Genomic DNA, 2,452 nt, shown 5'->3' on the forward strand with positions numbered 1-2,452 from the left:
AATTGGCTTCGCCGAACGTAGCAATTCTCTGACAGCGGGAGTCTGTGAGATTTCACTGGACCGAAAAAGCGGAAAAATCAAAGTCCATAAAATCTGGTGCGCATTGGATGCAGGTATCGTAATCCATCCCGACAATGCCAAAGCCCAGGTGGAAGGTTCTTTGGTCATGGGACTCAGCAGTGTGATGATGGAAAGCATCACTTTTGAGAACGGAGAAGTCCAACAGACCAATTTTCATGATTATCCCATTTTACGAATGGAAGATGCCCCTGAGAGCATTGAGATTGAAATCATTCCTTCTACAGAAAAACCAACAGGCATCGGCGAGGCAGGTCTGCCTTTTATGGGTGCAGTAGTTTCAAATGTATTCGCAGCCCTGACAGGTAAACGCTTAAGGCATATGCCGTTTACGCCAAAAAAAGTGTTGGATTTGCTGGGTTAGTCCTACTATTTCAGATTTCAGAATCCAGTTATTAATTATAATATTTCCATAATCTTTATAACCAAAAGTCCCGTAGGGACATCATATAGGTAAAATCAAATGATCAATTAAACCACTTTTGTGCCTTTAGGTACAACATATATCCCGTACCTAAAGGCACTTGAAACTGTCATAGAAGATCTTTTTCTACCAATATTTTGTCCCTAACGGGACAATTTCTGCCAATAATATTTTATCTAGAATTTTTTTACTTTCCTTAATATGGATTGATGAATACAAACCTACTCCCCACTTTTATTAAATTGACAAGGTAGAATTAATCTTTATCTATAATTCCTGTAGGTATATTCCGCCCGTAAATACAAAAGGTTTCCTAAAGAATCGACCCTATAACTTTCTCTTTTCGAGGGAAAAAGTATTCCTGTAGCATCGTCCCATTCTACATTATAAACCAAACTGAAGTGGTCTGAAGTTTTTGCTTTGTAGGCTACAATCCTGTAGCTTTCGGGGTCAAAATAATACCACCAAATATCAGTTTGAGGATTGTCAGGATCTCCATCTATCACCTGCACTGTTTCTACTTCCCTCCCATCCGGAAGTTTGGTCAAGCCCATGTATTTGAGGTTTTTTCCTTCATCCAGCAAGTCAAAAGGTTTGGTAATGACATAGTATGCTGCATCAATATCCTTCTTTTTGCTTCGGAGAAATCCTTCATTTAGAATTTCATTTTCACCCATCAAATATTGCGTTCTTATTCCATCAAATATCACTTTGTGGATAATGCTGTCTTTTTCCCAGGACATTCTTGCTTCGAAATAAGGCTTGAGTCTGAACTCATTTTGCTGTAATGATTGAGTTTCAATCTGCCCGTCTTCATAATACAACCAACTTTCTTTCTCCATGGAAAAAACCTGCAACCTGTCCCAGGCCAATTGCCCTCCATGTGCTTCGATGGATTTTTCAATGAGTGAAACCGCTTCTTTATCTCTACCTGTAGAACAGCTCAGAGAAAAGAACAAAAATACAATGATATAATTTTGGGAAAGACGTTTCATTTTTATTGGGATATATAGGGCAAAGTTAATTCTACATTGTCATATTTTAAAAATTAAAATAACCTTGAAAGTTATTAGGCATCAAAACCCCAATTTCAAAAAGGTAAAAAAACACGACCCCAACAGATCAGCCAAAATTTACAAAGTAGGGTAATTTTAGTAAGAGAAAATTTTTAGTTAATTTCACAATCCATTTATCAAATCTTTGTTGCGTTTTGGGACAACTTTTCATCTTGAATAAAAACTGAAATTTATGAGTTTTAAAAAATCTGTTTCAATCATCATCCCAAATTTTAATGGCTTGAATTTATTAGAACAGTATTTGCCTTTTGCCATTGATGCGATTAAAGATGAAGGTGTGCCATTTGAAATCATTGTAGTGGATGATGCTTCAACTGACGGATCAGTTGAATTTTTAAAACAAAATTTCCCTCAGGTGATTGTTGTCCAAAACAAAGTCAATCATGGTTTCTCATTTACCTGTAACAAAGGCCTTGAAGCTGCTAGGTATGAGCTTTGTTTGTTTTTAAATTCAGACGTCAAATTGACCCCTTCCTATTTCAGTGACCAATGGCAATACTTCCAACATGAAGATACTTTTGGCGTAATGGGCCGAATGCTGACGCCCGACGGAAAAAGAATTGAGGGAGCAGCCAAATTGCCGATCCTTAAAGGTTTTAAACTCAAGGTCAACAAACAATTTTATTTTACTGACTCAAATCAGAAGAACACTCCGACTATTTTTCTTTCCGGAGCTAATTCATTGGTTGTGACAGCAAAAATTAAGGAATTGGGAGGCTTTGATGAAATCTTCGCTCCATTCTATTCTGAAGATTTGGACCTTGGGTTGAGGTCATGGAGGGTTGGCTGGAAATCCTACTACGAGCATAAGTCGATTTGCTATCACCTTGGATCGCACACCATCAAAAGCACTTGCAAAAAAAGAAAAATGAAA

The 2,452-nt window shown here is 37.4% G+C and carries 3 protein-coding genes; 2 read left to right on the plus strand and 1 reads right to left on the minus strand.

The genetic code is table 11. The features are described from left to right. Positions 1-442 (plus strand): molybdopterin cofactor-binding domain-containing protein (locus tag ACEW8U_RS10840; RefSeq protein WP_373522058.1); only part of this gene is annotated, 442 nt, incomplete at its 5' end. A gap of 323 nt (positions 443-765) precedes the next feature. Here ACEW8U_RS10840 and ACEW8U_RS10845 read toward each other — a convergent pair. Further along, positions 766-1,497: a hypothetical protein gene (locus ACEW8U_RS10845; protein WP_373522059.1), complete on the minus strand. Its 732-nt coding sequence runs from the start codon at positions 1,495-1,497 to the stop codon at positions 766-768. Between the two features lie 253 nt (positions 1,498-1,750). On the opposite strand from ACEW8U_RS10845, the gene ACEW8U_RS10850 reads away from it, so the two are divergent. Then, positions 1,751-2,452: glycosyltransferase family 2 protein (locus ACEW8U_RS10850; RefSeq protein ID WP_373522060.1), on the plus strand; the 702-nt coding region annotated here is incomplete at its 3' end.

The sequence above is a fragment of the Aquiflexum sp. genome (genome assembly GCF_041751335.1).
Taxonomy (GTDB): Bacteria; Bacteroidota; Bacteroidia; order Cytophagales; family Cyclobacteriaceae; genus Aquiflexum.